The sequence below is a fragment of the Microbacterium sp. Leaf320 genome (assembly GCF_001423485.1).
Lineage (GTDB): Bacteria > Actinomycetota > Actinomycetes > Actinomycetales > Microbacteriaceae > Microbacterium.
The window spans coordinates 389,213-414,265 of record NZ_LMOD01000004.1; the positions used below are offsets into that span (position 1 = coordinate 389,213).

A 25,053-nucleotide genomic window follows, 5' to 3' on the forward strand; every position below is an offset into this window, starting at 1 on the left:
ACGATCCACGTCCGGCGGGTAGAGCACGCCGCACGACCCATTGTTGAGGTGACGCCCCCCGCGCCGCATCATTTCCCGAGTGGTGCAGTACGGATCCGCGAGAGGTGCAGTACACGCGGCCACCTCGACAGTGGTGCCCGACGGACGTGCGCGTCGCGATCGAAACCACCACGCGCCCCCGCATGGCGGCCGAGGGGCGATCCCCTCGGGCTCCCCCGCAGCCCCCGACAGTCGAGCCGGTCGACCCCCTGCCCACCTGGGGACAGCACGAGCTCAGTCCTTCGGGCTCGTCCTGCCCACAGGTGGACAGCGGGACCCTCACCGTCCGTCCGCACACCGGTCGCACCCTCACCACCGGACCACAGATGATCGGTGCCCGCGTATCGGCCCGCTTGCTGGCTTCCAGCTGGGTGTTCTTTCGTGCTTTCGCGGCCTTTGCGCCTACCGAGATCGCAGCACGCGGACGTCTAGATCATGAATCCCGCTGGGATCGAGCGCTCGAAAGGTTGGTTGACGACGCCGAGCGGGCAGAGATCTATCAGACCGACGAGCCGTCAGTTCGCAGATCCTTCGAACTCGGTCGAGGCGTAAGCCGGTGAGGTTTCGGAGCTGATGTACGCGTCCTCTTGGTCGCGCGGCATCAGAGGTCGTCAGCGGGGCTGTCGATTTGGGGATCTCCAGGTTTCGGACAGTGGTGCATACCGAACGGTGCTCCGGTCTGCACGCACGGGAAGCCACACGGCACTTAACGCGGGGACCGAGAGTACCGCACCGGTCGTGACGGCTGCCGACAACAAGGATCTGCGGCGCACACTGGAACATGAGAGCGGGACGAGGTATTCGCCACTGCTCGATCCGTGTGGCGGGGGCCGCGCGTCACTCACCACGAATCCGGGGACCTCATGTCGAGCAGAAGTCGCTCCTCCGTCGCGCGCGCGATCGGGTGTGTCGTTGTCGTTGCTGCGGGCATCGGTTTGCTCGCGTGCACCTGGATGCTGCCGACGGAGACCGAGCGTGTGCTCGGGACGGCGAAAGTCGCTCTGCAGACCGCAGCGCAGGAACTCATCGCCCCCGACCAGCTGCCGCGGATCACACTCGGCGCTGAGGGCGGCACGCGGGAACTGGACGCGTGCACCGGTGAGTTCACGGAGATGATCACATACCGTGACGCCGCTGTTCCCCCGTTGTACGCCGCGCACAATAACTGCGGCGGAGACATCATCCTCGGGTGGCAACTGGGCACCAGGGTGCAGGTTGCAGGCTCGGACACCGTCTACGAGGTCGTCGATGAGCGTCGCACCCCGAAGGGTGCTCCCGTGGACACGTTGGCCGGCATTGACGGTGAACTGCTAGTGCAGACCTGTTTTTACGGGGAGGACCAGATGAGGTTCCTTGCTCTCGCTCCTTCTCCGGCGTGACTACGTGCCGCTTTTCGACACCCTCTCATTCACCCAGGAAGGCACGCCATGACTGACGCATCTGATTTCTTCGAGGACCTCATCGACGACGCACCGCGCGAGACGAGCGGCGGCTTCACGGCGTCGTTCCGCGGCTACGACAAAGCGGAGGTGGATGCCGCGATGTCGGCCCTGCGAAATCAGTTGCAGCAGGCGAAAGCGGACCTCGCCGACGCTGAGGCGCGTCATGAGGATGCCGTCGAGGCGGTGAAGGATGCGGACCGAACGTCTCGCGAGGAGCTCGAGGCGGAACTTGCCGCCGCGAGGGCGAAGGCCGCTGAGGCCGAGCAGCAGGTCGCCACGCTCACGAACGAGCTCGTCGACACTCCCCGCGCCGACGGCCAGGACGCCCCCTCGCGCGAGCAGTTCGAGGCCATCCTCCGCGTCGCCGAGGAGCAGGCGAACGTCCTGATCCAGAACGCGGCGGTGCAGGCCGACCGGCTGATGGCCGCCGCTCGCGAAGAGGTCACGACGCAGCGCGCCGAGGCGGATGCCGATGTCGCCCGCATCATCGCCCAGGCTCAGCACGACGCCGACCAGGTGCGCCTCAAGATCGACACCGAGTACACCGCGCATGAGGCGACGCTCGAACGCGAAGCCGCGCACGCCGCTGAGAAGGTGCACCAGGCGACGCAGGAGGCCACGGCCATCCGCACCGAGGCCGAGAAGGGCGCTGCGGCGCTGCGCTCCCTCGTCACACGGGAGACCACGCAGCTGCGCGCGGACGCCGAGCGCGAGGTGCGCGAGATGAACGCCCGAGTGCTCGAGTTCGAAGAGACGCTCACCCGTCGCCAGGACGACGCGCAGCAGGAGTTCCTCGTGTTGCACAACCAGGCCGTCGCCCACGCCGAGCGCATCACCACCGACGCCAACGAGCAGGTCGCGGCGTCGCTCGAGCACGCGCAGCGCATCTCCGGCAAGGCCGACGACTACGAGCGCCTGATGCGCTCGCAGGCGCAGACCATCGAGGCGGATGCTCAGGTGCGCGCACGCGACACGCTCGACCGCGCTCGGGTGAAGTCGCAGAAGATCGTCGACTCGGTCACGAGCCACACCTCGACGGTGCTCCGCGACGCCGAGGACCACGCCCGTCAGCTGCGGTGGCAGCAGCAGCAGCTCGCCAGCTTCATGGCCGAGGTGCGCGAGCTGATCCGCCCCGACGGCATCTTCAGCGACGAGCAGACCCCGGTGGGGGCGTCTGAGGACGCGATCCTCGAGCCTCTCGGTGACGAGCCTCTCGAGGACGAAGGCGATACGGCGCCGACGGAGAAGATGGTCATCGAGTTCGTCGACGACACGCACAACGCTCTCTGACTCAGTTGCCCGCCCCCTGTTCTCCACACGAGCCCAGGGGTGGGCAGCTGCGCGGTTTCGCGCTCGGGTCAGGCTGTGACGGTGCCCTCGGTCGTGCGCGCGACTGTTCGCTGGTCGCGGCGTCGCACGACGACAGCGAGGATGACGCCGCAGGCGATCAGCGCCGCGGCGAGGATGCCGCCGATGATCGGTCCTCCGGTGATGGCGAGGCCTCCACCGTTGAGGGTGACCGTGTGGGTGGTGCACAGCGGTTGTGGAGACGTGTCCTCACAGCGGGGGCTGGTGGGAGCGGGGTCTTCCGGAGCGACGAGGAAGTTGGACAGCGTGCGGTCACCGAGGTCGTCGGCGTTGCGGACACGCAGCGTGTACGTGATTGTGGCTGTATGACCGGGCTCAAGCGTCCCGGTGATTCGCGCCCGGTTGGCGTCATCGAATGGGCCGATCTGGATGTCACCGGTGGAGGAGACAGGATCGGCGACGAGGACCGCATCATCGATCGCGTGGGTGAGGTCGTCCGTGGTGTCCACATCGCCGGGAGCACTTCCGGTGTTCTCGAGGTGCAGCGTGTATGTAAGTTGTTGGCCGGGGGTGACGGTCGTCCCGGAGGCAGGAGTGGACGTCTTCCACTCGATGATGTGCGGGGAAGTGACGGTGCTCGTCGCACACGCCGCTACCCCGGGAGCGGCGTCGCCGACGGGAATGCAGGCGGCGTTGCTGAGCGTGTAATCGCCGCCGCCGGCGAACGTGGCGGTGTAGGTGAGGGTGACGGTGTCTCCCGGGTTCAACGCGCCCGCCCAGGTGAGGGTCGGTGCGTCGTAGGTGGGGTCCGGTCCGGTGGAAGCGGAGACCGTGCCGTCGAAGGTGGCGTCGTCAACAACGTCGGTGAGGTCGTCGGTGATCTGGGCGGGCGCGTCGTCGGTGAAGCTCCCGGGGCCGATGTTTGTGGCGGTCACGGTGTAGGTGATGGTCTCCCCGGGCGTGTTGACCGTGTCGACGTTCGCGCTCTTGCTGAGGATGAGGCGGGGCAGCAGCGTTTCAGTGACGGCGCAGGGAATGCCCGTGGCGGGGTCACGGGGTCCGTCGTCCTGGTTGCAGGCTGGTGTGGGCTGGTCGGGGGTGCCCGCGTAGGCGACGTTGCGGAGCCGACCGTCACCCGCGCCGGTCACGGTAATCGTGTACGTGAGGGTGACGGTGTCCCCGGGGTCGAGCGCACCTGCCCACGTGACCTTCCCGTCGGTGGTGGTGAGGGTGCCGGCGCGGTCTGCGGTGACGTCGTCGTTGTAGGTGGCGTTGGTGAGGGCCTGGGTCAGGTCGTCGGTGACCGTGGCGGGGGTGCCTGTGGTGTAGGCGGTGTCTCCGTCGTTGGTGGCGGTGACGGTGTAGGTGAGGGCGTCGCCGACGCGCGCGTCGGGTGTGTCCGAGGTTTTCGTGATCGTCAGGCATTGGCCGGGGAGGGCGATGGCACCGGTGGGGTAGAACAGGGAAGTTTCAGCCCAGTCGTCGATGGTGCGGGAATCTCCCCAGCTGTTCACCGCGTAGGGCCAGCCGTGGATCCCTCCGGTGCTGTCGACACCGGCGCGTCCGTCGAGCTCGGGGGTGACGTTCACACGTCCCGCAGTGGTGAGGTTCGTGTCGTTCCAGCGGATGACGGAGTCCGGGGCCCCGGTCCCGTTCGTGCGGGTGAGTTGGATGCCTCCGGAGCGGCCCTCCACATCCTGCTGGAGTAGGTGGACTTCGCCGGCAGCGTCGAAGAGGATGCGGGCGTTGATGGTGGTGCAGTCGGAGATGGGGGTGCCTTGGCCGTCGAGTCCGTCGAAGTCGTAGCTGTAGGTTCCTGTGCCGTCCGCGCCGAGCTGGATGGTCCGGTCCACGGCCTCGTCGAAAGACCCGTCCCCGTCCGCGTCGATCTGTAGTTTGTAGCCGCCCTGGAACCGGTCAGTGATCGAGTAGGTGAACGATCCGGCTGTGGCGGTGGGACCGGCCGGTTGGAAGGCCATGTCAGTGACGGTGAGGTCGTCTTCGGTGAGAAGGGTGGGGGCGACAGTGAGGGTGCCGTCGGCGGAGGGGGCTGTCGGGGGCAGGTCGGCGGCCGGGGTGTCGAAGAACAGCCGATAGTTTGTCCCACAGGTGGCGGAGGAGCCTTCGACGGACGCGTACAGGGGGACACAGTCAGCGGTGACGTTGCCGAGGCTGTTGGCGCGGATCACGGACCCGGCGCCGTTGTAACCGCGAAGGGTAATGGTGTATCGGTAGCCGGCGTCGTTGATGAGGTAGTACTGCAGGTCGCGAAGGATGGTGTCGTTTTGCACGACTGTGTACTGGTTGGTCCAGACCCGTCCCGGCTGCGGGGTACCGGCGTTGTTGGCGGTGATGGCCCACGTGAAGCTGGCCTGGAGGGCGGTGATACGGGTGGATGTGATCTTCCACGCCCCAGGTGTTGTGGCGGTGAAGGTCTGCGCGCAGACCGTGCCGGGGGCGTCGCTGCCGGGGACGGTGCAGGTCCAGGCGAGCGCCCCGGTGGGATCGAATGCCTGGAAGCGTTGCGTGGCCCCGGCGGTACCGATGTTGCTGACCTTGGTGAACGCCACGTCGATCGTCTCCCCCGTCGTGGCGTACGCATAGAAGACGTTTGTGTTGTTGATGGGCACGCCGGGCACATTCGCTTCGGCCTGTGCGTGCGGTGCGGGGCCGGTGAGAATTGTTGCGAGGACGGCGAGGAGAAGAGCGAAGGGCGCCAGAATCGACAGCGGGGCGGGGCCGCGATGACGCTCCCCACGCGCTACCGCCTGTTTGGGGTACACGTTCATGGCCTCGTCCTTTCGGCGGAGCGCAGCCTCACGCACCGCAGGACGCGACGCTACGCCGCGGAGTCGGACATCACCGAGGAGATCGGAGGGATCTCATGCGCAATGGATGAGATCCCTCCACAGGTACCGCGCTGACCGCGTGGCTCCAGGTCGGCATCGTCATCCATTCTGAGGGACCTGACGAGAGGCACCACATCGGGCCGGACGGGTGCCTCTCACCTCCAGGTTAGCGGTCCTGTGCCGCCGTCCGGGGACTCCGGGTGCGGCGACGACGCTCCCCGAGAGCATTCAGGGAGCGGGTGAGCGGGCGGCAAGCGAGCACGATCCAGAACAGGACGCTCGCGCTCACGGTAATCCCCAACGTCATGCCGGCCACCGTGCTGGCCAGCGCGTGAGGATCCCCGATCATCGACATGCCTCCCTCGTGGACCTGACTGGAATCTCCATCGTCTCCTCGGACACCCGGGTAGGGGTGCGGGTTGGAGGGGATCGCAGTGCTGTCGGAGTGGATCTCCGTAGTCTGTGCGGTGTGACGGCGTAGTGCACGGAGGTTTTCACGTGTTCTTCCGCGGAGGGTTCGGTACTCGGGCGGGGGAGGTTACGCTTCATGAGCGTCGCGCACCTGGCGCATCTCACCGTGCCGGTTCGAGTCGTCGCCGAGTGCGAAGGGGGGGCGGCGAGGTCGGTGTTGTTGCGAGCACGAAACCCGGCTTCGAGCGGCGTGCCGCCTTCATTCGCAGAAGGGGGCCTTATTGGCGGGGAATCGAGCTCTCCGCGTCGGGGCATTGTTCGTTCGGAAGGTGGTCGTGAGGTGCTTGGTCCGTGAGAGCGGTCGACTCTTTTGGCGGGTGTGTGCGCCGCATGGCGGCAATCAGCAGGCTCAGCATGCCCGTGACACCAATGAGAACGAGCAGGAATCCCACCGAGGTGAGCGCGGTCTGCCGGTATGCGCCGAAGAGGAACAGTGCTCCGCCGGTGGTGGCAAGGGCTGCAGATACCCACCCCAGGATTCGCCATGTCTGACGTGTCATGTCCAGATGATCCCCGATGCGCGCGTCACATGTCCAGGGCGCGCCAGGCCCGCGTCTTCGGTGTCCTCCGCGGCGGTCATTCGGACGAACCGTCGGGCGTCCCCGTGAGGTAGCCCCATGTGACCGGGGCGCGGCGGCAGCGAAGAACATAACCAGAGGCTTCCGACGTAGCATGGGCGGCATGGTCGGTGTCCCGCGTCTGAGCCCTGCAGAGCTTGTCTCGGGATGGCCGGACGTGGCGACGGACGATCCCGCGGGCGAGGTCGCGCGCCGTGTTGCCCTTGAGCTGCGGTCTGCCATCGACAGCCATGGGCTGCGAGCGTTCGCCGATCAGGTGGACCTCAATCACTCGACGCTGCTCGGTGTCCTTGCGGGGCGTACCTGGCCGAGTGTGCAGCTGATCGCGCGCATGGAGGCGGTTCTCGCTCGCCCCGTCTGGCCACATCGCTGAGCGGTCATCCGACGCCTTCGTGAGGTGATCTCGCGGTGGTGCTGCGCCGTCACCGTCCCGTCGTTCAGTGAGGCAGCATCGCCCGCAGCACGGGTGTGTAGGTGGGCGGGAGTGCGCGGACGTGCCCGCGAGCGTGCTCCAGTTGGTGTGTCTGCGTGTTCCACCGCACCGCCCCTCCGTTGGCGACAAGAACGCCGGTAAGCGTGAGGGTGACGAGGTCGAGTGCTTCTCCTCGGTTTCTGCGGGGGAGGGTGTGGCACCACTCGAGGGCGGCGACGCGGACGGAGACGGTCTGGAGGGGGCGGGGCAGCACCGCAGCCCACGCCAGAGTCGTGTCCTGTTGCGTTGCTCGGCAGTCCCCGCACCGCCAGGGTTCGCGGTGAAGAGCCGCCCACTGCAGCGGACCACACTCATCGGGAAAGACCGCGTGGAAGTTCGCACGCTCTGTTTCGTCCAAACGGATGGCGGTTCGAGCGAGGGTGAATGCTCTGGTGTGGCTCATTCGCAGCCGATGGTCCCGCAGGTGCCGTTGTTGCGGACGAGGAGGAAGCAACGCGGGCACACGACCTGGGGGACGGTCGCCGTCAGGGTGAGGTCGGTGGGTAGTGTGCGAACGTCGGAATAAGGGGTGAGGGGAGTCATACAGCGTCCAATCTGACGGGGGCAGCGTCGATGTACGGAGAAGGCGCTGCCGCGGGGGGAGCCGAGGCAGCGCCTGGGAAGCGGTGGACATGGGGATTCCACCGCTTCCAGTGAATGCCGACAAGAATGTCGACTCACCGGGGGAGACGCCAGATGGGGGTCGGCGTCCGATACCACTGTGCTGGGGACGGTCGCTGTCGGGAGGCCGAAGACGGTGATTTACGCGGGTCATGCGCGTGGTCTAGGTAACCGAACGCCGAGGTGAAGGGTTATTGCCTCGCTCTTGCGAGCGAGACAGGATGCTGTTCAGTGTGCCGGATTTGTTGTCGATGCATCCGCGCTCAGCGGCCGCCTCATTCGCTGCGGCACGATCATGGACACGCAAGAAGTCTGCCTTCTCCACTGCACCTGTTCGCATTCCTACGCACAAACCTGCTTTCGTTCTTGGCTCAGACTTCGGAGTGGCCACGCTGAGAGTTCGTGCGATCGCGGTGCGTTGCTTCTAGTCGCGCGCGCAGATCAGCGGTACCGTTCCGGAAAGGATCCCTGTGCGGAAGAGGTCGACCATGGTGGTGGGCAGAGAACGCGACCTTGCCATCGCGATGAATGTCATCCAGGACGGGGGCAGTTTGGATGTCGTCGGCAGCCGCGGCAGCGGACGCACCACGTTTCTGGAAGCGGTCTGTCTACGACTGCAGAACGCCGGCTGGGTGATTGTGCGGCTACGGGGGGTGGCTTCGTTGCGGCAGCATCCCCTCGCCGCGATGCAACTGGCGGGCGTGGTGCGGGCGAACGACTCACGCCCGTTGACGATTCAGAGCACCGCCGAAGCGCTGGAAACGCTCGTACGCGACAAACGCGCCGTGATCGTCATAGACGACTGGGACGACCTCGATGAAGCGTCGTGGGGGATTGTTGAGGGAACCCGGCGGTCTCTAGGCGTCCCGGTGATCATCTCCCGACTGCAGGGGAGGCACGCCCGCCACACACCCTCCGGTCTTGACGCGTCGACACTGGAGCCTGCTTTCGTCATCGACATCACCCCGTTGCGTTTCGATGAGCTCGAATCCGCAGTGGAGACAGTGTTCGAGGCACCGGTGGAGATCAGTACCATGCGGCGGATCTATGCAAAGTCAGGAGGGATCGTGGGGCTTGCGACCAGCGTGGTCGCTGCCGCGATCCGTGACGGACGTATTCGCAAGTCTGACGGGGCGTGGACGGCGACGCGGGACCTGTGGAGTGCGGGGCTCCGAGGGGTGGTTGAAGCGCACATCGAGAACCTGGATGATGATGCTTTGGACGCTCTGGAGGTGATCGCCCTGGTGGGCGACGCCGACATTGACACCGTTCGCAAGCTCGTCGCATGGCCGACGTTGGAGCTTCTGGAACAGCGGGCGATGATCCAAGTGGTCACGTCCGGGAACCGGCACCTCGTCACAGTGGTGCCGCCCTTGCTGGTGGAGTTCTTCCGCAACGAACCACTCGCTGCGCGCCGGATGCGATTGCAAGCACTGATCGGTGAACGATTGGGTATGGACGGTGAGCGTACGCCAGTGCCCGGGGTCAGCTCCGGTGCGTTCGCCCCCGACAAAGATGCTGCGCTGGTGCGACTCGTCCATGAACGCACCCGCACCCGACAGGTGGTGACGCGCGCGGAATGGGAAGCGCGTCCAGAACCGCACACGGCCTACGAGTACGTGACGGCGCTGATGAACGCGGGAGCTCCGGATTCGATGATCACCGCGGTCTTGAACCGGCCCGGAGAACCTGCAGGGGACCCGCTCGGCCAGGCGCGCCTTGCGATACTTCGAGCCCGGTGGACCGCCAGCGTCGGGGACGTGGACAGTGCCTTGCGCGATTTGGACGATGCTCGCGCGGCAGGGGACGCTCTTGCGGGGATGTTTGCTGCGGCGGCGGTGACCATCGAATGCGAGCACCGAAGCGTGCCCGAGGATTTCGCCACACGACTGGAGGTGGATGACCTCACCTCGGAACCGGTGCGGGCCGCGTTGTGGGACGCGCAGATCCTCGTTCTCACCACCCTCGGTCGCTTCGTGGATGCGTCCCGCGTGTTCGCGCAGTACGAGGCCGACGAGCGTGCGGCCGTCTACATGCCTGGCAGCACACGGGCACTGAATGGGCTGGCGTTGCTGGGGGTGGGGCGTCTCGGGGACGCATTGACGTGGTCGATGCGGGGCGTGGACGAATCGTTCGGGCTGTTGGATGTGGACACTGCGCGCGCACACGGCGCAGTCGGCGCGGTATGCATGATCATGTCAGGGGACAACGCAGCCGTCGAGGATCTCGTGGCGACCCTCGTCGCGGCGGGGCCGTTCCCGCGCGTCTCGGCGGGGTATCACCGCATGCTGCTGACGATGGCCGCGGTCGTGGCTATCCGGCGCGGCAACGTCGCTTTGGGTGAACGCTACCGCACTGAGCTGACGTCCCTGCCTGGAGAAAACGGTCTTCTGCCGGGCCAGTCCGAATCGTGGTCACACGCGCAGCTTCTCGCATCTGACGGGGACGCACTCAACGCTGCCGCCGTCCTCTGGGAAACGGGGGAGCGCCTGTGGGCTCGGGGTGGGCGCATGTCCGGAATCCTGAGCATGTTGAACGCGTGTGAAGTGGCGCCACAGGAGGACTGGTTGGATGCGTTGCGCGCCCGGATGACCGACATGGATAGTCCTCTGCTCTCCGCCCACTACTCCCTTGTGGTGGCCGCCGCGGCACAGGACGGTCCGGCGCTGGAAGCTGCCGTACCCGGGCTGGTGGCGACAGGACGGATGGGGATGGCGTTGGCCGCGCTACGTCGAGCGGCGCACGTGTACCGGGCGGCGGGAGATGACTCTCGTGCCCGGGACGCCGACGCTCGCGCCAGCGAGTACCTGGAGTCGCTGCCGCTGCGCAGCGTCGATGCAGACCGGTTCGCGGCGACAACGGTGAAACTCACGGATCGTGAGGTCGAGATCGCCCGCCTGGTTGCCGAGGGGATGTCGAACCCCGCCATCGCCTCTCAGCTGGTGCTGAGTGTGCGCACGGTGGAGAGCCACATGCACCGCATCATGCGCAAGCTCGATCTTCCTAATCGACAGTCCGTCGGCGACTACATTCTCAGCCACCACGGAATGTGACCGCCGCGCTCGTCCGCGAACGCTGCACGCTGTCACCGCGACGACGGGCGGGCGTATCCTGCCCACGTCGTCCCGGCGTGCGACAAGGGATGACGAGAATGCTGCCTGACGGGGCGGTCAAGGGCGTCGTGCGCCTGTGTCGTTGGTGGCGTCCCCGGGCTCCGCACGCTGGCGGCGCAGACCCCGTGCGTGTGGTGGTTCAGAGCCGCAAACGTACGGCATCTCGGCGACTAGTCACTCCGAGTTTGCGGTAGATGGACCGCTGGTGGGAGCGCACGGTGTTGGTGGAGACGAACAGCGCGGCCGCGATCTCCTCGGCTGTCATCGTCGTCCCCAGGTACCCGTAGACCTCTTGTTCCCGGGGGGACAGCGGCTCGCCGACGATTCGGCTCGAGGTGTTCAGCAGTCGGGTAAGGAGGTGAGCGATGAAGTCGGTGTGCGGGGTGGAAGAGCTGGCTGCATCGTCAAGGAGCGGACGGATCTCCTCGCCCGCGGACAGGAACGGCCAGAGGATGCCTTCCGGGGCTGCGGCGGCGATAGCCCGGCGCAGGCGGAGGCGAGCGCGAGCGGCATCGCCGTCGGCCCAGGCGACGAGTGCTGCGGTGGTTTCGGCCGATGCGGCGACGTAACTGACTCGGCGTTCGGTGGCGGTGAGGCCGCTGAGCAGCTCCATGGCGAGGTCGCCCCGTCCCGCCTGGCGGGCGATGTCCGCTCCGAACGCCCGTACCAGGGGAACGTTGCGTTGTTCCCGGAACTGCTGGACGATGGCGACCGCGTCCGCATGCGCGTGCAGTCCCGCGTGCAGCGCCGCCTGTGCGAGCGCCCGATACGTCGCCCAGGGCACGCCGTGACGGTTCTCCGAGGATATTCCTGTCAGAAGAGCATTCGCCGTCCGGATCGCTGCCGGGTGGTGACCGGCGCTGATGATCAGTACGAGATACAGGCGTGCCAGTGCTGGATAGGACTGTTCCCCGGACGTGCCTGCGGAGAGCTCGGTGAGGAGCCGGTCGGCAAGTGGACGGTCTGCGCGCCAGTACGCGAGGAACGCGTGCGCGAACATCCCGATGCCCCCGTCGTATCGATACCAGTCGTCAACCGTCTCCTGACTCAACGGGGTGCCGGTGATCAGGGCGTGCCCGGCCGTGAGATGCCCGCCGTACACCAACGCGAACAACAGGTTCGACTGGGCCCGGTTGGCAAGGACGGTGCGGCGAGTCCGGGTCGCCTCGTCCACAGCGGCACGCAGCAACCGGATCGCCTCCTGGGGCCGTTGGCGCGTGCGCATCATGCCCCACCCGGCGATGAACACCTGGTAGGGGTGCAGCGTGCTGGTGCTGTCGCCGACGGTGAGGGCGTGCAGGGCGGCAGTCACCGCGGCGAGGAGGGAGTCTTCCCCGTCGGCGAGGAGGATCTGAGCGAACGGCTGCGTACGGCTCCACTGTGCGGACTCATCCTGATGCGCGAACGCCCGCGCGGCGACCAGCCTGGCGTTGTCGCCGTCTCCGAGAAGGCGGATGCAGGTCGCGCGGATGAGGGTGATGGTGGGGTCCTCCTGCAGCGTATCGGGGGCGGAGACGCAGACCTCGTGCAGCGTCCGGGCATCTTGCTCGACGAGGAGCTGCAGCCAGCTCGCGCAGATCATCTCGCGGATGAGTGTCGCATCCTCGGTGAAGGAGGCGTGCGTGAGCGCCTCGGCAGCGTGTCGGTGCAGAAGATAGCGGGCGGCTCGGGCGTGCAGCCTTTGAGCGTGAGCGGGGTCTGTGCGGCGAACGAGAGTGCGGCACGCACGAGCGAACAAGTCGTGCCAGCGGTACATGATGGCGCCGGAGTCGTCGACGAAACGGTCGAGGAAGATGCCGTTGGCTGCACATTCGTCGAGCAGACGCGAGGACGAGGGATCGTCGGTGAGCGCGGCCGCCAGGCCCGGTCCGAGCGTGAGGCTGGTCGTCGCGTCCAGCACGAATTGGCGCAGGGGCGGCCGCAAGCTGGGGAGAACCACCTCGCGGATATAGTCGGGGAGTCGTTCTGGGGGGTGGATGCGGGCAGATGGTGTGTCCCCTGGAAGGAGTCGAAGGGCGACGGCGGCCGGCCACCCGCCCGTCTCCCTCACCACCGCCGTTGCCGCATCTGCGTCGATAGTGTGATCGGGGTTGCGTAGGTGAGCTGTCGCGATGATCTCCGGAACCGTCATGGCCAGCTCCCGCGCATCCATGAGGATGCCGGGGTGCGCCATCATCAGTCGTGAGAATCCGGTTTCGAACCCTGCTGTGCCCGCGCAGATCACGCGAAGGCGTGAGGCGCTGACACGAGTGAGCGCGCTGATAACGCTCCCGACCGCGGAGGGCGCATGCTGGGCATCGTCAATGACCATCGTGACGGGCGACGGTGCGGATGTCAGCAGTTCGGCGACTGTGGTCATCAATCCTGTGATGTCGGTCGTGTGAGGGGACGTTGTCCGTCGTGTTGTGAGGATGCTGGCTCGGCCCGGGTGCAGGGCGCGCTCCAGCGCGGCGACAATCCCCATCAGCACGGCGACCGGATCATCGTGCGGGGTGGGCTCCAGGGTCAACCAAGCGACGGTGGACGTCGCGCGCGCAGCCCAGGAGGTGAGGAGTACCGACTTGCCGAACCCGGGTGGCGCGACGATGAGAATCACGTTCGCGATATCCAAGGACTCGTCGACCCGAGCGCGCAGGTGAGGGCGGTCGATGACATTGCTGGGAAGATCAGACGCAGAGGTCAAGTACCACGGTGTGGGGACCCAGCCCCTCGCTGTACTCGGACCCAACGCGTCCGCGATACCAGCCTGGAGGTCACCGATGGCCCCGGTGTTCTGGCTCTCGTCGCTGAGTGTTGTCATCGGTTCCCCATTTCGCCCTTTGACACTTCTCGTTATCGTCGCATGTCCCGCACCCGGGCACGGTGCGGGCAGGCGAGAACAGCTTGAGGGGGCCCAGAAAGTCATCCAGGAATGATCAACACAGTCGCGCTCTCCGGGGATGCGCCGCTCACGTCGTGCGGTGAAGTCGGTCGGGATCGCACTCGGGGGAATCAGGGCGAGAGACGTCCCCGCTTCGCCGTAGGAGCCCACAAAGCCGCCGGCATCGCCGGGAGTATGCGCGAGCGGCGGCCCGGGCTGATCCGATGTCCGCGGCGTCTCACACACGCGACTCATAACAGGAACCTTGTGCCCCTCGTCACCCGCCGAGGAATGCGAGGCGCGGAGCGGTGAGTTCCCTGCGGAGGTTGCCCTCCCCGCGTGCCCGCCGGGACCAGGGGACACGGTGCCACGAGTCGAATCGACATCCCCCGGGGCTTGGTCGTCCAGTGTGCCTGCTGTCAGAGCGCCGAGATCCCCGTGATGATGATGTGGGCTCCGACAAGCAAAAACAGGGCGGTCATGATCACGGCACTGTTGGCCGTCAACCAGTCTCGGATGCGCGTGAGTGCACGCCGGGAGGGAGAGGGGGCCACGATGACGAGCAGGACGGGAATAAGGACGGTGACAGAGGCGAGCATCGCGAACAGAGCTACGGCCACCCACAACTCGGGGGAGGCTGCGTCGAGGGTGCCGAGTTCCGTGCCCGCTGATGCGGCGACGAGCAGGTTCTTCGGAGTCACGGCGGACAGCGCGAACGCGAGCGCTCCCGTCGTCACCGCGGGGAGGGTGTCCACCCTATTCATCCATGGGGGCGTTGTCGGTGTGGCCCCGGGGGCGGGGCGGGTGCGCCATTGACGCCACCCGAGCCACAGGAGCCCCACCCCGACAAGGATCTGCATGACACGGATGATGGTGCCGGCTGGGGTGGAGTCCGTGGACGGCAGCACCTCGCGGAGCCACGCAAAGAATCCGGTCGCCACGACAACCCCGAGAAACCACCCCGCGAGGAACACCAGTCCTCGCGTCCGGGCACGAGGAGACATCAGGATGAGGATCACGGCGACTACCGGCAGGGGGCTTGCGGCGATGGCGGCTGCGTGGGGGAGCACAGTCCCCAACACGTCATTCAGCGGCGTCCTCCGTCCCGAACACGTCCGAGGGAACCGCCACAGGTGGGCGGGGCACGAACGTGATGCTGACAGCGATGACTGCCGCCCCGACCACAGTCCAGATGATCACGGCCGGGGACAACGGCCTGGTGAGGAGTATGACCGCCGCTCCGGCGACGGCGATAAGGGCGACAATGACGGTCGTGTGTGCGCTCACCCACGCTCCGACCCGGCCTGCGTGTAGGCCGCGGGCCTCCAGTCGTTCGCGCGTCTGAACCCCTGCGGCGGTGACCGTAGCCCGCAGCTTCGTGGGCAGGGACGCCGGCCCGCTGAGCCACGCGACGAGGAACACGGTGATGGCGAGAGTGGTGAGCGCGACGATCATCGAGGACAGGTTCTCGGTGGCCGCGTCGAACAGACTCTGCGCCGCGTCAGGCGTCATGGCTGTCTTCGCGCCGGACACGGAGACAGTGACGATGGTGCGCGCGAGGGCGAGTCCTACGGTGAGAATCAGCATGGTCACGGCGGTCATCGCCGCGGTGACGGCCACAGCCCGTCGTCGGCGCCTGGCACACATGACGCCTGCGGTGAGCAGAACCAACGACACCCACGGCAACCATGCGCCGGCGATGTCGATGAGATAGTACGCGCCGCGGATCTGATCGAGAGATGTGTTCTCAAGCAGGGGGATGGACCGGTCGATGGTGGGGATGGCATCGGCGAGCCCGATACCCGCGTCCAGCAGTCGTGTGCGGACCTGCTCGACCACCGGGCCCAGTTGCACACTGAGTGTGCCATCGGTGATGCTGAGTGCCGCGTCCTCCTCACCGCGCATGGTGGCGAGCAGTTGCGTATGTGTGACCTGCAGTGCGTTCTCCCAGGTGGAGGCGAAAGCGTCGGAGCGGACGATGGTGTTCACGCTGGAGTCGATGAGGGACTGGGCGCCTTGTGCGGCGGGTCCTTTCAAGAGGTTCAGCGCGGAGTCCGCGCGTGGCGGCAGGTCCAGGGTGCGGATCCCGTCGATGAGTTCGGTCGTGAGTCCGGGCACGTCGACGGCGTCATTGATGGCCGTCAACGACGCCTCGACGAGCACGTCCTGGATGGCGGGGTCGTCGGCGAGGGGAGCGAAGGTCCCCACGAACTGCTCGGTGGTGAGGAGTTGCGTTCTCGCGTAGGCGGTGACGAGACCTGCGAGGCCGGCGAGCAGGCCGATGATCACGAGGACAGCGGAGGCGACCCTCCAGCCGGCACCGCGTCGGGCCGGGCTGACCGGCGGGGTCAACGCGGTCCGCAGTCGTTCGTTCTCGGTCTCCAACATGGAGACGCGGGCGCGGAGGACGCCGATGGATTCGTCGGTGAGAGTGTCGGCGTAGTCACTCATGGAGCAGCTGATTCTTCGCGAGTGCGAACTCGTCCGCAGTGAGCAGTCCCTGTTGGTGCATTGTGCCGAGCTGCTGAAGCCGGGAGGTGAGGTCAGAGCCGGTTCCCGGCGCGGGGGATACCGAAACCGGCGGCGCAGGAGGCTGGGGGTCCGGCTCGGCGGGCGGATGCAGGCGCTGCTGCTGGCGGTGGGCGACGGCGCCGCTGACGGCGGTCGCGGTCCCGGCGACAATGGCGGTGCGAGCCGCCGCGGCGAGCAACCCGGGGCGTCCTACGCGTCTGAGGAAGGGCATATCAGTTCTCCTCGGGGGTGGTCGTCGTGGCGAGACCGGCCTGGATGAGCTCGTGAACGGTGGGCGCGGGGATGAGGGCGACGTGCACCACACGGCCGCCCGCGGCGGCGACCGCGGACGACAGCGCGCTTGCCCACCGCATCTCCAAAGCCGCCAACGCCACACCGCTTCCCGGAGGGATGTCCGCCGCGGCGGTGCGGGCGTCGTCGTCGCCGATGAGTCCGTCGGCGATGAGGGGAGTGCGGGCGGCAAGTCTCGGGTCGATGTCCGCGAGTTCGCTGACATGGACGTGGCCGCTGCTGTCACGGACGGCGATGAGCAGGTCGACGAGCCTCACCGTGCCGTAATCGGCGAGGTCGTGGAGCGCGCCGATGACGTCCGGGTCGGGTGCGGTGCCTTCGAACCGGACGATGAACAGTTCGAGGGGGCCGATATCGCTCAGGTGGTGTGTGCGGGCGATGCTCATGCGAGTGCCTCGACCTGAGGGAACAATCGAGACCGGTGGACGCTCACCGCGACGAGGAGCGTGCCGGTCGCGCCGGCAGCGCAGCCGCCCGTGCGGCACAGAACAATCCCCACAACGGGGGCGCGGACGGCGCGGAGGCGTTCGAGGGTGGGCATCGTGTGACCCTTTCTGTGGATCGTGGGTTGATTGTCCGGCGTGGCGGGATGACGTGCATCATCCGTCGGTGATGATTTCCGATGGACAGGCCCGTCGGATGTGCGCCGATGAGGGTGCGGCGCGATCCAATGGCACAGGCCCGTCCTTTTGTCCCGTGGAGGCAGCATGCGCGCATTGACCATCGGTTCTGACGTTCACAACCCGACTATTCCGGTCAGTCTGGACGCGGAGCGCTTCAACCGGCACACGTTCTGGTGCGGGCAGAGCGGCAGTGGCAAGACCTACGCGTTGGGGGTGGTGCTGGAGCAGCTGCTGTTGCGTACCGAGTTGCCGTTGCTGATCCTCGACCCGAATGCGGATTTTGTGCGGATGCACACGGTGCGGGACTCTGTCGGGCCGGACGTCCGTGAACGGTTGCGCAACCTGGAGGTGCGGGTGTTCCGCTCGGGTGCCGGCGCGAGCGCCGACGACCGTCTGCATGCGCGATGGGTGAACTTGTCGACGGCCGCGAAAGCCGCCGTGCTGCAGATGGATCCGATAGCGGACGCGGAGGAGTTCAACGTGCTTCTGCACGTAGACGCGGGTGCGGACGCGGCGACGTTCGATGCCGGTGCGATGGTGCGGGCGTTGCGAGGCAGCGGGGACCCGGCGCAGGCGCGATTGGCAAACCGGATGGAGAACCTGCAGGTCTTGGAATGGGAGCTGTGGGCACGAGGCCAGGCGGCGGTCACCGACACGGTGGAGGCGCGGCCGCGGGCGACCGTGCTGGATCTGGGAGGGTTCGAACATCCCGCGGAACCGAAAGTCGCCGCGTTGGCCGTGCTGGAGCACCTGTGGGCGCAGCGGGAGTCCCGCAAGCCCGTACTGATCGTCATCGACGAGGCGCACAACATCTGTCCTCCTGCCCCGGTCACCGCGGTCGAGCGGGCGTTGACGGAGCGGGTCATCCAGATCGCCGCGGAGGGGCGGAAGTTCGGGTTGTGGCTTTTCCTGTCCACGCAACGCCCCACGAAGATTCACCCGAATGTGCTCTCCCAGTGTGACAACTTGGGTGTGATGAGGATGAACTCTCCGCGCGACCTTGCCGAGCTCGCGGATGTGTTCGGTTTCGTGCCCGAGGACCAGATCCGGTCGTCGCAATCCTTCCGACAGGGGCAGGCGGTGTTCGCCGGGGGATTCATCACCCAGCCGACCGTGGTGCAGATGGGCGACCGGCTCACTCATGAGGCGGGCGGTGACGTCGCCGTGCCTGTGCCCGCGGATGGACTGTGAGGGCTACAGGGTCACGCGCAGTGCGTCGCGGCGGTTCGTGACACCGAGCTTTCGGTAGATTGCCCGCTGGTGGGTGCGGACGGTGTTCACCGATACGAAGAGGGCGGCGGCGACTTCGCTGGCGGTCATCGAACTGCGCAGGTATCCGAGGATTTGTAGTTCTCGCGCGGAGAGGACGTTGCCGCGACGGTCGTCAGCGGGTGTCCGCTCCAACTCGGCGAGGCGCGCGGCGACGAACTCCGGATGTCCGGTTCCTCCTCGGGCGTGGTCGGCGAGGATTTCCCGGATACGAGGGTCTTTCGTGAGGAACGGGCGGACGATGTTCTCGTGGGTGGCGGCAGTGAGGGCCCGCTCGAGACGGGCGTGGGCGCGGGCGGTGTCCCCGCGTTCGTGCGCGACTAGGGCTGCGGTCGTTTCCGCGGACACGGCCACGTAGGAGACGCGTCGTTCGGGTTCGGTGAGGCCTGCGAGAAGTTCCATGGCGAGCCCCAGTTGGCCGGCTCGGCGGGCGAGGTCCGCGCACGACGCGCGCACGATGGGCACGTTGTGTTGCGTGCTGAGGGTGTCGACGAGATGCATCGCCCGTTCCATGTCGCCGGCTGCCGCGGATAGCTCCGCGTGCGCGATGGCGCGATATACCGGCCAGGGCACGCCGTGCATTTCGGTGCGTCCGATCCGAGTGAGCAGGTTTTTCGCTTCCCGCATGCGGTGCTGATCCGCGGACAGCGCTGCGAGGAAAGCGAGATACACCCGTGCGAGGGCGGTGTAGGACTCTTCGTGGCCGTCGAGGTCGACGAGGATCCGGAACCGGTTCTCGGCGTCAGCGAGGTTCCCTTGCCAGTAGGCGCGGAACCCGAGGGTGAATATTCCGATGCCGCCGTCGTAGTGATCCCAGTCGTCGGCGTCCGTGGCGGCGACGGCGGAGGCGGTCGCGGAGCGTTCGGCTGCGGTGAATTGTCCGCTGAAGGTGAGCGCGAATTGCAGATTCAGGTCTGCGCGGTGGGCGAGGATGGTTCGGTCGGTGAGGCGTGCTTCCTCGGAGGATGCGCGTAGCAACCGGATCGCTTCGAGGGGTTGACGGCGCAACCGTAGTCGTGTCCATCCGAGAAGGAACAGCCGGTAGGCATGCACGTCAGGGTCGGGTGTGGCGGCTTCGACCAGCTTCTGGGCCCGGTCGACGGCGGCTTGCAGGTCGTCTTGGACGTCGGTGAGGAACAGCTGCGCAAACGCGTCGGTGTCTGTGAACGTGTCTCCGGTGGCGTGCGGGTGGGCATGTGCGGCGGCTGCGAGTGCACGCGCCGCATCCCGGTCACCGAGCAGGTTCGCGCACGATGCCCGAATCATCAGGATCTCTGCGTCTTCGGCGAGTGGTTTCGGTAGTGCCAGGCAGCTGGTGTGCAGGGGGCGGGCGCCGTGGTCGACGATGATACGCAGCCAGGAGGAGCGGATCAGCGCGAGGGTGCGTTGCGGATCGTCGGCGCGGAGGGAGTGGCGAAGAGCTTCCACGGGGTACCGGTGGGCGAGAGTGTCGGCGGCGATCGCTTCCAGGGCGCGGCTGCGTTCGCTGTCCGTGCGCAGCACGATCCGTCGGCAGGCGTCCGCGAACGCGTCATGCCAGCGGTACACGACCGTTCCGTCCCCGTCGTGGAACCGCTCGAGGAACAGGCCTGAGGCGACGCATTGTTCCAGGAGTGACGCGCTGTCTGCGTCGCCGGAGAGGGTGCGGGCGAGGGCGCTGGTCAACCGCGTGCAGGTGGTCGTGGTGAGGATGAATTCGCGCATGCGGGGCGGGAGGGAGGCGAGGACGGTGGACTCGATGTAGGTGACCAGGACCCCTTCCCTTCCGAAGTCGGTGGGACCTTGCCCTCCCCGGCCGTCGAACTGTTGCAGGTGCAACGCGATCGGCCACCCTTGGGTGAGGTGGTGACGGGAGTCGGCTTCGGTGGCGGTGAGGGGCTCGCCGCGCTGGTCGGCGTCCGCGACGATCTCGTCGGACGTCATTGCCAGGTCGTTGGCGGTGAACACGGAGTCCGGGGTGGGGAGGCGGGGGGCGAACCAGGGCAGGATTTCCGGGGATCCTGCGACGGCAAACATCAACCGTCCCTGTGTGAGACGTCGCAATACGGTCACAACGCCGCTTTCCAGGATCGCTCCGGCGAGGTGGGCGTCGTCAATGATCAGTGTGAGCGGGGAGGGGGCGCCGGCGACCATGGCGGCGATGCGGCCGATGAGGTCCCGGGCTGTCATGGGGGGAGCGGTCACGCGCAGTGCCCGCACTGGGGGGTGGGGGTCTGGGTCCTCGGCGAGAGCGTCGAGCGCGGAGACAACCCCCATCAGTAGGAGCTCTTCGTTGTCGCGGTCGTGAGCGGTCACCGTCAACCAGGCTGTGGTGGTCGGGTGAAGGTGGGTGTACGACGTCAAGAGGACGGTCTTTCCATACCCGGACGGTGCGGCAAGGATCGCCACGCCGGTGTCAGCGAGGACACGTTCCAAACGGTCCAAGAGCCGCGGGCGTTCCACGGTGTGCGATGTCACCTCGGGGGCGGAGGTCAGGAACCAGGGTGACCTCACCCACGATGCTCCCGGCATCAGATCCATGTGATGATCATAACCACTTCGCGTGCGGTCATCAGGTGTCAATGATCTCGTTTCGCGCTCCTTCCGTGCCGCACCGTTGAGGGCGCACAGTGAGATCACAGGGTGCTACTGGTTGATTGAACGAGGTGCGGATGCGAGATGCGTTGCGTCCACTGCGGGGTGTGAGGCTCCGCACCATAGGGCGGGAGGTGCTGGCGGGGGTGACGCTCCTGGCGATCTCGGTGCCGCTGAACATCGGGTACGCCCAGATCGCGGGGTTGCCGGCGACTGCCGGGTTGTACGCGCTGGTGGTTCCCACTCTCGTCTACGTTCTGTTGGTGTCGTCGCGTCAGGTGGTGGTATCGCCCGATGCAGCCGCTGCCGCCCTGGTGTTTTCATCACTGGCCGGGTTGGGTGTCGGCGGAGATGACGTCGGGTCGATGGCGGCGGGGCAGGCGCTGGTGTGCGGGGCGCTGCTGGTGGTCGCGTCCGTGCTGAGGTGGGGTTTTCTGGCATCGTTCTTGTCGCATCCGATCCTGGTCGGTTTTGTGGGCGGGCTGGCGCTGGAGGTTCTCCTCAGCCAAGTGCGGAAGATGTTGGGGTTGCCGCGTGGAGACGGCCACGGGTTCTTCGTGGACTTGGTGGACACGGTCGTGAACGTGCGGACAGCGTCGGTGTTGTCCCTCCTGCTCAGCGGTGCGGCGTTGCTGGTGTTGGTGGTGGGTCGACGGTTTTTCCCGCGCGTTCCGACGGCGCTGGTCGTGCTGATCGCAGGCACCGCGGTCACGGCCGGGTTCGGGTGGGATCAGCAGGGTGTGGCGGTGCTCGGTGACGTGCTGGCCGGCCCTCCGGCGTTCGCATTTCCGGATCTGTCGATCGGGCAGTGGGTGTCGCTGCTGCCATCGGCGTGTGCGTTGGCGTTGATCACGATGGCGGAAGGGGTGCTCCTGTCGCGTTCGTACGGCGACGCGCACGGGTATCGCACTGATGCGAACCGGGATGTGTTGGGGTTCGGGGCTGCGAACATGGCGGCAGGGGTGTCGATGTCGTTCGCGGTGGGGTCGTCGACGTCGCGGACTGCGGCGATGGACGAGGCGGGATCGCGCACGCAGCTGCCCAGTGTGGTCCTTGCCGTCGGCGCGACCCTGCTGCTCCTGGTGGGCACGGACGTGCTTGCCCAGATGCCGTCTCCGGTGATCGGTGCGGTGGTGGCCGTGGCCGTGTGGAAACTCGTGGGGGTCCGCGAATTGAGGGAGCTGGCCGGGATCTCCCGGTACGAGTTCGGGATCAGCGTGGTGTGCCTGGTGAGTGTGTTGGTGTGTGGGCCGCTGCACGGGCTGATCATCGCGTTCGTGTTGTCGTTGGTGAACCTTGCGCGGCGTGCGGCGGCGCCCCGCATCGAGGTGTCTGCTTCCGTTCCGGTCGTGGTGGTCAGGAGCGTGGGGCCGGTGTTTTTCGCCAATGCCGCGACGGTCGCGGACCGTATCCGCGCGGCCGGCCGGGCGGTGGGGGTGTCCGCGGTGGTGTGGGACGTGGAGAGCGTCTCGGATGTCGACGTGACCGGTGCGCGGGCGTTGTCTCGAACGTTCGAAGACCTCGCTGGGTCACGGGTGAGCGTGGCCGTGGCGGGCATCACCCCCGATCTGGCCGCACGGTTCACACAGCTCTCGCTGGGGGACGGGACCCGCACGTTTCCCAGTGTCCGGGAGGCGCGGGCGACGCTGGAGGCGGAAATTAGGGAAGGGGTGGGCCGGTGAAACGATTCGTGCCGTCCGTGCGTCGAAGCACCGCACGGTATCTCACGCGATTCGGGACCCGGAGAACGGTCGCACGCGATGTCCGTGCGGGGGTCGTCCTCGGGGTGGAGAGCGTCCCGGACGGACTGGCCGCGGGGCTGCTCGCGGGATTGAACCCCTTGCACGGAGTGCACGCCTACCTGTTGGGCACGCTCGGCGGGGCGTTGGCGACGGGGTCGGTGTTCATGACGGTGCAAGCGACGGGCGCGATGGCGGTCGTTGTGGCGGATGTGAACCAGTCGCTCCCCGGGGGTCTCACCGACTCCGGTCTTGCGACCCTGGGGATCCTGACCGGGGTGGCGATGCTGGTGTTGGGGATCTTGAGGTTCGGGTCCCTGGTGCGCTTCATTCCGACCGCGGTGCTGGTGGGGTTCGTCAATGCGGTGGCGGTGAACATCGTCCTCGGGCAGATCGACAACGCCACGGGCCGCGAAGCGGAGGGTGAGAACCGGGTCCTCCGGGCGGTGGACGCGGTCGTGCACATCCTGTCATGGAACATCCCGGCGGTCGCGGTGGCTGGTGCCACCCTCGTTCTGGTCCTCGTGTTGGAGCGGACGCGCCTGGGGCCGTTGGCGATGGTCGCCGCCGTCGTCCTGGGGTCCGGGTTCGCTGCTCTTCTCGCTCTTGTGCCCGGGGTGCACCCCGTCGCCCTCATCGGCGACCTGGTGGAGGTGCCGCGGGCCTTGCCGGGGGTCAGTCTCCCAGACCTGTCGCTGGTCCTCGAGCTGATCGTACCGGCATGCTCACTGACTCTCGTCGGGCTCGTCCAGGGGGCGGCGATCAGCGGGTCCATCCCGAACCCGGACGGGAAGTACGCGGACGCGTCCGCGGATTTCCGGGGCCAAGGTGTCGCGAACCTCGCCAGCGGGCTGTTCCAAGGGATGCCGGTGGGCGGGTCGATGTCCGCCACCGCGCTGGTGCGCGCGGCCGGCGCCACCTCAGCGCTCGCGAACCTCGTCGCCGCCGCGGTGATGGCGGCGACGATCCTGGTGCTGGGACCCGTGATCGGTTTCGTGGCGATGCCCGCGCTGGCGGGCCTGCTGATCCTGATCGGTGTGAGGACCTTCAAACTCCAGGACGTGCTGCTGGTATGGCGGACCGGCCCGGTACAGGCGACGGTGTTGGCGGTCACGTTCGTGCTCACCCTGCTCATCCCGTTGCAGTACGCGGCGCTCTCCGGGGTGGGGGTGGCGGTGTTGTTGCACGTGATCCGGCAGTCGAACCGGGTGGTGGTGCGCCGGTGGGTGTTTGACGATTCCTCGGTGCTGCCTCGAGAGGTGGACCCGCCGCAGGTGTTGCCCGCGGGGGAGACGGTGATCCTGATGCCCTATGGGAGTCTGTTCTTCGCCGCAGCGCCGGTGTTGGAGGCGCAACTGCCGGCCGTGCCCTCCGGCGCGGTGGGGACGGCGGTGATCCTTCGGTTACGGGGCACGGAGGAGATCGGCAGCACTTTTCTGCGGGTATTGGAGGGGTACGCGGCGCGATTGCGCGCCGCGGGTGCCGCCCTCTACATCTCCGGCGTCAGCGACAGCGTCTTGTCGCAGTTGCGCACCACCGGTGCGCTGAGCCGGATCGGGGAAGGGCACGTGTTCGCGGCCCGGGACCGGGTGGGTGCGGCCCTGTCGGAAGCGAGAGTGGCGGTTGACCGCTGGCGGGCGGGTCAGGGGTGACCCTCGTCCGTCGCGGATGATTCTCGCGCGCATCGGTGCACCCCGCGGGCGCGTCCGGGCAGGGTGGTGGCAAGCGAGTCGCTGCCGCCAGATCGCGGCCGCGCAGGAAGGAATCTGATGAACCGGACACGTGTCTTCACGGCGGCCATCGTTGTCGGTGTGCTCACCACGGTGGGTATGACGGGGTGCGCGCCGGCAGCACCGTCGCAGGAAGAGAACGTCACTGCCGCGTGCGCCGCATTGCAGACGTTGGAGATGACCATCGACGAGGCGTCCGCGGATCTGCAGCAGGCGAGCACGGTGGGCGAGGTGCGGGATATTCGGGACCGTGTCGTCACCGCTTACGACATAGCCAATGCCGCCCTGGATGAGGTCGCATCGGATCGGGCAGACGCGGTCCAGGAAGCGGGAGAGGCGTTCACGGAGGCGCTTGGCGATGTCGATGATGAGACCGAGATTTCTGATGCCCGGGATGGCCTGGTCGAAGAGGCGAAGTCATTCCAGGACGCGCGTACCGCCGCCCTGGCCGACCTGTCCTGCGAGTAGCTGACACACATCCAGCGCCCGGGACCTCCGGCGCTGACAACGGGGACGGGAAAACCCGTCACTGACATGGGAAG

The 25,053-nt window shown here is 67.1% G+C and carries 16 protein-coding genes; 8 read left to right on the forward strand and 8 right to left on the reverse strand.

The annotated features are described in order from the left end of the window. Positions 1 to 992: 992 nt before the first annotated feature. Positions 993 to 1,418, forward strand: a complete 426-nt coding sequence (locus ASF63_RS15435) for a hypothetical protein (protein WP_162238899.1) — start codon at positions 993 to 995, stop codon at positions 1,416 to 1,418. A gap of 48 nt (positions 1,419 to 1,466) precedes the next feature. Further along, positions 1,467 to 2,771: a hypothetical protein gene (locus tag ASF63_RS15440; RefSeq protein WP_056515990.1), complete on the forward strand. Its 1,305-nt coding sequence runs from the start codon at positions 1,467 to 1,469 to the stop codon at positions 2,769 to 2,771. Positions 2,772 to 2,839: 68 nt separating this feature from the next. On the opposite strand, the gene ASF63_RS15445 is transcribed toward ASF63_RS15440, so the two are convergent. Both ASF63_RS15445 and ASF63_RS15460 read right to left on the reverse strand, forming a co-directional pair. Further along, positions 2,840 to 5,578 carry a DUF11 domain-containing protein gene (locus tag ASF63_RS15445; RefSeq protein WP_082478236.1) on the reverse strand — a complete coding sequence of 913 codons (2,739 nt, stop codon included), beginning with the start codon at positions 5,576 to 5,578 and terminating at the stop codon, positions 2,840 to 2,842. A gap of 749 nt (positions 5,579 to 6,327) precedes the next feature. Further along, positions 6,328 to 6,609 carry a hypothetical protein gene (locus tag ASF63_RS15460; protein ID WP_056516004.1) on the reverse strand — a complete coding sequence of 94 codons (282 nt, stop codon included), beginning with the start codon at positions 6,607 to 6,609 and terminating at the stop codon, positions 6,328 to 6,330. A 181-nt stretch (positions 6,610 to 6,790) separates the two neighbouring features. On the opposite strand from ASF63_RS15460, the gene ASF63_RS15465 reads away from it, so the two are divergent. Beyond that, positions 6,791 to 7,060: a hypothetical protein gene (locus tag ASF63_RS15465; protein WP_157534394.1), complete on the forward strand. Its 270-nt coding sequence runs from the start codon at positions 6,791 to 6,793 to the stop codon at positions 7,058 to 7,060. 1,208 nt (positions 7,061 to 8,268) lie between these two features. Continuing rightward, positions 8,269 to 10,833, forward strand: coding sequence for a helix-turn-helix domain-containing protein (locus ASF63_RS15475; RefSeq protein WP_157534395.1), 2,565 nt, complete (start codon positions 8,269 to 8,271; stop codon positions 10,831 to 10,833). Positions 10,834 to 11,032: 199 nt separating this feature from the next. On the opposite strand, the gene ASF63_RS15480 is transcribed toward ASF63_RS15475, so the two are convergent. The 5 genes from ASF63_RS15480 to ASF63_RS15500 form a co-directional block, all read right to left on the reverse strand. Beyond that, positions 11,033 to 14,008: a LuxR C-terminal-related transcriptional regulator gene (locus tag ASF63_RS15480; protein ID WP_082478238.1), complete on the reverse strand. Its 2,976-nt coding sequence runs from the start codon at positions 14,006 to 14,008 to the stop codon at positions 11,033 to 11,035. A 164-nt stretch (positions 14,009 to 14,172) separates the two neighbouring features. Beyond that, positions 14,173 to 14,835: a GAP family protein gene (locus tag ASF63_RS15485; protein WP_056516024.1), complete on the reverse strand. Its 663-nt coding sequence runs from the start codon at positions 14,833 to 14,835 to the stop codon at positions 14,173 to 14,175. 1 nt (position 14,836) lies between these two features. Further along, positions 14,837 to 16,204, reverse strand: a complete 1,368-nt coding sequence (locus ASF63_RS15490; protein WP_056516027.1) for a hypothetical protein — start codon at positions 16,202 to 16,204, stop codon at positions 14,837 to 14,839. Next, a complete protein-coding gene (locus ASF63_RS15495) occupies positions 16,197 to 16,496 on the reverse strand; it encodes an SHOCT domain-containing protein (protein ID WP_056516029.1) in 300 nt (99 codons plus the stop codon). The genes ASF63_RS15490 and ASF63_RS15495 overlap by 8 nt, the downstream gene beginning before the upstream one ends. Before the next feature lies 1 nt (position 16,497). Next, positions 16,498 to 16,962 (reverse strand): DUF6325 family protein, encoded by a 465-nt coding sequence (locus ASF63_RS15500; protein ID WP_056516033.1) that lies wholly within the window; start codon positions 16,960 to 16,962, stop codon positions 16,498 to 16,500. 321 nt (positions 16,963 to 17,283) lie between these two features. Between ASF63_RS15500 and ASF63_RS15505 the strand changes: the two genes are divergently transcribed. After that, positions 17,284 to 18,390 (forward strand): ATP-binding protein, encoded by a 1,107-nt coding sequence (locus ASF63_RS15505; protein ID WP_056516036.1) that lies wholly within the window; start codon positions 17,284 to 17,286, stop codon positions 18,388 to 18,390. 3 nt (positions 18,391 to 18,393) lie between these two features. On the opposite strand, the gene ASF63_RS15510 is transcribed toward ASF63_RS15505, so the two are convergent. Next, entirely contained in the window at positions 18,394 to 20,988 is a 2,595-nt protein-coding gene (locus tag ASF63_RS15510) for a LuxR C-terminal-related transcriptional regulator (RefSeq protein ID WP_056516039.1), read from the reverse strand. Positions 20,989 to 21,119: 131 nt separating this feature from the next. Here ASF63_RS15510 and ASF63_RS15515 point away from each other — a divergent pair, with 131 nt between their 5' ends. The 3 genes from ASF63_RS15515 to ASF63_RS15525 all read left to right on the forward strand — a co-directional run bounded on the left by ASF63_RS15515 (position 21,120) and on the right by ASF63_RS15525 (position 24,979). Beyond that, a complete protein-coding gene (locus ASF63_RS15515; protein WP_056516042.1) occupies positions 21,120 to 22,724 on the forward strand; it encodes a SulP family inorganic anion transporter in 1,605 nt (534 codons plus the stop codon). A gap of 17 nt (positions 22,725 to 22,741) precedes the next feature. Then, on the forward strand, positions 22,742 to 24,433 hold the full coding sequence (locus ASF63_RS15520; RefSeq protein ID WP_056516334.1) for a SulP family inorganic anion transporter: 1,692 nt from the start codon (positions 22,742 to 22,744) through the stop codon (positions 24,431 to 24,433). A gap of 117 nt (positions 24,434 to 24,550) precedes the next feature. Next, positions 24,551 to 24,979 (forward strand): hypothetical protein, encoded by a 429-nt coding sequence (locus tag ASF63_RS15525; protein ID WP_056516045.1) that lies wholly within the window; start codon positions 24,551 to 24,553, stop codon positions 24,977 to 24,979. Positions 24,980 to 25,053 lie beyond the last annotated feature (74 nt).

Bases quoted from the DNA above. Each gene is read 5' to 3' on its own strand.
- ASF63_RS15435 (WP_162238899.1), top strand. From the start codon at position 993: ATGCTGCCGACGGAGACCGAGCGTGTGCTCGGGACGGCGAAAGTCGCT.
- ASF63_RS15440 (WP_056515990.1), top strand. From the start codon at position 1,467: ATGACTGACGCATCTGATTTCTTCGAGGACCTCATCGACGACGCACCG.
- ASF63_RS15445 (WP_082478236.1), bottom strand. From the start codon at position 5,578: ATGAACGTGTACCCCAAACAGGCGGTAGCGCGTGGGGAGCGTCATCGC.
- ASF63_RS15460 (WP_056516004.1), bottom strand. From the start codon at position 6,609: ATGACACGTCAGACATGGCGAATCCTGGGGTGGGTATCTGCAGCCCTT.
- ASF63_RS15465 (WP_157534394.1), top strand. From the start codon at position 6,791: ATGGTCGGTGTCCCGCGTCTGAGCCCTGCAGAGCTTGTCTCGGGATGG.
- ASF63_RS15475 (WP_157534395.1), top strand. From the start codon at position 8,269: ATGGTGGTGGGCAGAGAACGCGACCTTGCCATCGCGATGAATGTCATC.
- ASF63_RS15480 (WP_082478238.1), bottom strand. From the start codon at position 14,008: ATGAGTCGCGTGTGTGAGACGCCGCGGACATCGGATCAGCCCGGGCCG.
- ASF63_RS15490 (WP_056516027.1), bottom strand. From the start codon at position 16,204: ATGAGTGACTACGCCGACACTCTCACCGACGAATCCATCGGCGTCCTC.
- ASF63_RS15495 (WP_056516029.1), bottom strand. From the start codon at position 16,496: ATGCCCTTCCTCAGACGCGTAGGACGCCCCGGGTTGCTCGCCGCGGCG.
- ASF63_RS15500 (WP_056516033.1), bottom strand. From the start codon at position 16,962: ATGAGCATCGCCCGCACACACCACCTGAGCGATATCGGCCCCCTCGAA.
- ASF63_RS15505 (WP_056516036.1), top strand. From the start codon at position 17,284: ATGCGCGCATTGACCATCGGTTCTGACGTTCACAACCCGACTATTCCG.
- ASF63_RS15510 (WP_056516039.1), bottom strand. From the start codon at position 20,988: ATGGATCTGATGCCGGGAGCATCGTGGGTGAGGTCACCCTGGTTCCTG.
- ASF63_RS15515 (WP_056516042.1), top strand. From the start codon at position 21,120: ATGCGAGATGCGTTGCGTCCACTGCGGGGTGTGAGGCTCCGCACCATA.
- ASF63_RS15525 (WP_056516045.1), top strand. From the start codon at position 24,551: ATGAACCGGACACGTGTCTTCACGGCGGCCATCGTTGTCGGTGTGCTC.